General features: G+C 71.2%; 4 protein-coding genes. 3 read left to right on the top strand and 1 reads right to left on the bottom strand.

The window, feature by feature from the left end; genetic code table 11:
* From FV218_RS22110 to FV218_RS22100, 3 genes are all read left to right on the top strand, one after another.
* Positions 1-543: sugar transferase (locus tag FV218_RS22110; protein WP_187273143.1), on the top strand; the 543-nt coding region annotated here is incomplete at its 5' end.
* Between the two features lie 217 nt (positions 544-760).
* On the top strand, positions 761-1,066 hold the full coding sequence (locus tag FV218_RS22105) for a hypothetical protein (protein ID WP_147711566.1): 306 nt from the start codon (positions 761-763) through the stop codon (positions 1,064-1,066).
* Between the two features lie 10 nt (positions 1,067-1,076).
* Positions 1,077-2,585: a methyl-accepting chemotaxis protein gene (locus FV218_RS22100; RefSeq protein WP_147711565.1), complete on the top strand. Its 1,509-nt coding sequence runs from the start codon at positions 1,077-1,079 to the stop codon at positions 2,583-2,585.
* A gap of 9 nt (positions 2,586-2,594) precedes the next feature.
* On the opposite strand, the gene rocF is transcribed toward FV218_RS22100, so the two are convergent.
* A partial coding sequence (rocF, locus tag FV218_RS22095; protein ID WP_147711564.1) for an arginase occupies positions 2,595-3,372 on the bottom strand: 778 nt, incomplete at its 5' end.

Genomic DNA, 3,372 nt, shown 5'->3' with positions numbered 1-3,372 from the left:
CTCAGCCCCGTGATGCTCGCCGTGGCGGCGGCCGTCGCCCTGACCTCGCCCGGGCCGGTCCTGTTCCGGCAGAAGCGCTACGGCTTCAACAACGAGCTCATCGAGGTCTACAAGTTCCGCTCGATGTACCACGACAAGGTGGATTTCGCCGCCGCCCGGCAGGTGACCCGGGGCGATCCGCGCGTGACCCCGGTGGGCCGCTTCATCCGTCGGACGTCCCTGGACGAGCTGCCGCAGCTGTTCAACGTCATCAAGGGCGAGCTGTCCCTCGTCGGACCTCGACCCCACGCCCTCCAGGGTCACGTGTCGAACACCCTCTACGACCAGGTGGTGGACGGCTACTTCGCCCGCCACAAGGTCAAGCCGGGCATCACCGGTTGGGCCCAGGTCAACGGCTGGCGCGGCGAGACCGACACCAGCGACAAGATCCGGCGCCGGGTCGAGCACGACCTGCACTACATCGAGAACTGGTCCGTGCTGTTCGACATCCGGATCATGCTCGCGACGCCGCTTTCCCTGGTGCGCACGACCAACGCCTACTGATCCAGTTCCGGACCGATGCGATCACGACTGTATCGCCGCGCCCGCCCGCCACGCGAGAACGACGCGCCAAAACTCCGTCTCCCGCCGCGACGTCGCAGAATTGACCCTTCGGGCCTCGGCTCCTTGGAAGGGGGGACGGACACGGAGCATCCGGCCCATGCAACTTCTCCGAGCGCGTTAAGAGCTTTTTGAAGGACATCACGGTTATTTGTCCTTCATGACGCTCCTGTCCGACTCCGTCCTGCCGGCCGCAACCGCCCTCGGAATACCGCTCCTGATCCTGGGCGCGCCCGAGACCGGCCGGCCCGTCCTCGTCATCGCGCCGCCCGGTTCCGGCGCCACCCGGATCCTCGACCTCGTCGGGCGGGCGGACGGCCGGATCCTGCGCGGGGCGGGGTTGGCCTGGATGGCTGTCGCCGTCTCGGAACACCCGGACTTCCCGCAGCGCCTGCGCGCGGCCGGTGCCTGGGCGGTCGTCAATGCCTCCAGCGTCGCGGGTTGTCCGACGACGCGCGAACCCTGAGTCGAGTCCCATGACGCTGCATCCGGCTTCGGCACAGGAATCGACCCTCGACAAGATCCGGACCACGTCCGGCAAGGCGCTCATCGGGCTCCTCTGGGTCAACGTCGCGCTGATCGTCGGGATCAACGCGTGGCAGGGCGCCCTGCCGAACGCGGCGGCGGCCGTGGCCGCCCTGGCGCTGGCGCTCCCGCCGACCTGGCTGAGCACCCGCGATCTGATCGGGCCGCGCACGCGCATCGCGTCCAGCATGGCGCTGGCCGGTCTCGTCGCCGTGCTGGTGGCGATCCTCCACCGGGAGAGCGGCGGACGCAGCCTGCAGCTCGACGCGCACATGTACTTCTTCGCGAGTCTCGCCATGGTCGCCGCTTGGCTCGACTGGAAGGCGCTGGTCGCCTTCGCGGCCATCGTCGCCGTGCATCACCTCGGGCTCTCGCTCGTGCTGCCGAGCCTCGTCTTCCCGGACGGCGCCGGGATCGACCGCGTCCTTCTCCACGCCGCCATCCTGATCGCGCAGACGGGGGTCCTGGTCTGGCTGGTCGCGAGCCTCCAGGCCGGCGTGGCCGCGAGCGACGCCCTGCAGCAGAGCGTGACCGACCGCGACGCCGCCGAGGCCCTCAAGAGTCAGGCCGTGGCCCAGGTCCAGGCCGAGAAGGCGCGGGTCCTCGCCGTCGAGGCCCAGGTCCAGGCGTTCCAGGGCGCCATGGGCCGCGCCGTGGGGACCATCGAACAGACCCTTGGAACCATGGAGGGCAGCGCCGCCCGCCTCATGCGCTTCGCCCGGGAGACGGCGCAGACCACGGACGGCGCCACGGCGAGTTCGCGGCACGCCAGCCGCAACGTCCACCAGATCGCCCAGACCTGCCTCGGCCTCACGGCGGCGGCCGACGAGATCGCCGGACACCTGGCGGCGACCAACACCGTCACCCGCGCGGCCGCCGACGAGGCGCGCCAGACCGGCGAGACCGTCAACGCCCTGACCGTCTCCGTCGAGCGGATCGGCTCGGTGATCACGGCGATCCGGCAGGTGGCCGAGCAGACCAACCTGCTCGCCCTCAACGCCACCATCGAGGCCGCCCGCGCCGGGGAGGCCGGACGGGGCTTCGCCGTGGTCGCGGCGGAAGTGAAGACCCTGGCCGGACAGACCGCCCGGGCGACGGAGGAGATCGCGGCGCAGATCCGCGACGTCGAGGGGGCGACGCAGACCTCCATCGCCTTCATGCGGGGCTTCGCCGCGCGGATCGCCGATGTCGAGCGCACCACCGCGGCGATGGTCGAGGCCATCGAGCGCCAGCGCCAGGCGACGCAGGCCATGGACGTCAACGTGGGCGCGGCCGTGCAGGACGCGCACACGGCGACCGCCCAGGTCTCGGCCGTCGCCGAGGCCCTGGGGACGACCACATTCGTCGCCGACGAGGTCCAGGCCTCGACCCAGGCCGTGCGCGATCAAGTCGGTCTTCTAGGGAATGTCACCGCCGCGTTCCTCCGCGACCTCCACACGGGCCCGGCGCGGGCGGCGTGAGCCGCCCGTTCAAAAGCTCCGGGTCGGCCGGTCGAGGACGCGCCGGCCCATGAGGCTGGCGGCGAGATCCGTCATCAGCAGGGCAGTGCGGCCGCGCTCGTCGAGGAACGGATTGAGTTCGACGAGGTCGAGGCTGCGCACGAGGCCGCTGTCGTGGAGCATCTCCATGGCGAGATGCGCCTCGCGAAAGGTGGCGCCCCCCGGTACCGTGGTACCCACGCCCGGAGCGATGCCGGGATCGAGGAAATCGACGTCGAGGCTGACATGCAGGAGGCCGTCCACTCGCCGCACCCGGTCGAGAAAATCCGCCAGCAGCACGCCGATGCCGTTCTCGTCGATGGCGCGCATGTCGTGGACACGGATTCCCGCCGTTCCCAGGGCGGCGCGCTCGGCCGGATCGACGCTGCGCAGGCCGATCATGCAGACGTGGTGCGGATCGACGGGTGCCCCGAGGGGCGGCAGGTAGCCGGCAAAGCCCGGAGCGCCCGTGGCGTAGGCCATGGGCACCCCGTGCAGGTTGCCGCTCGTGGTGGTGTCGAGGGTGTGCAGGTCCGGATGGGCATCGAGCCACAGGACGAAGAGCGGGCGCCCCTCGCGGGCCGCACGCCGGGCCATGCCCGACACGGTGCCGGCCGACAGACTGTGGTCGCCGCCGAGGAAGATCGGTACGCCTTCGGCCCCGGCCTCGTCGGCGGCCTGCGCCAGGGCGACGGTCCAGGCCGCGACCTCGGACAGGCCGTGGATCGTCGGATTGGGGTGGGCGGGGACGACACGGGGGACGGGCGCG

The sequence above is a fragment of the Methylobacterium sp. WL69 genome (genome assembly GCF_008039485.1).
Classification (GTDB): Bacteria; Pseudomonadota; Alphaproteobacteria; order Rhizobiales; family Beijerinckiaceae; genus Methylobacterium.
This window is presented reverse-complemented; position numbering and strand designations above follow the sequence as displayed.

Bases quoted from the DNA above. Each gene is read 5' to 3' on its own strand.
- FV218_RS22105 (WP_147711566.1), top strand. From the start codon at position 761: ATGACGCTCCTGTCCGACTCCGTCCTGCCGGCCGCAACCGCCCTCGGA.
- FV218_RS22100 (WP_147711565.1), top strand. From the start codon at position 1,077: ATGACGCTGCATCCGGCTTCGGCACAGGAATCGACCCTCGACAAGATC.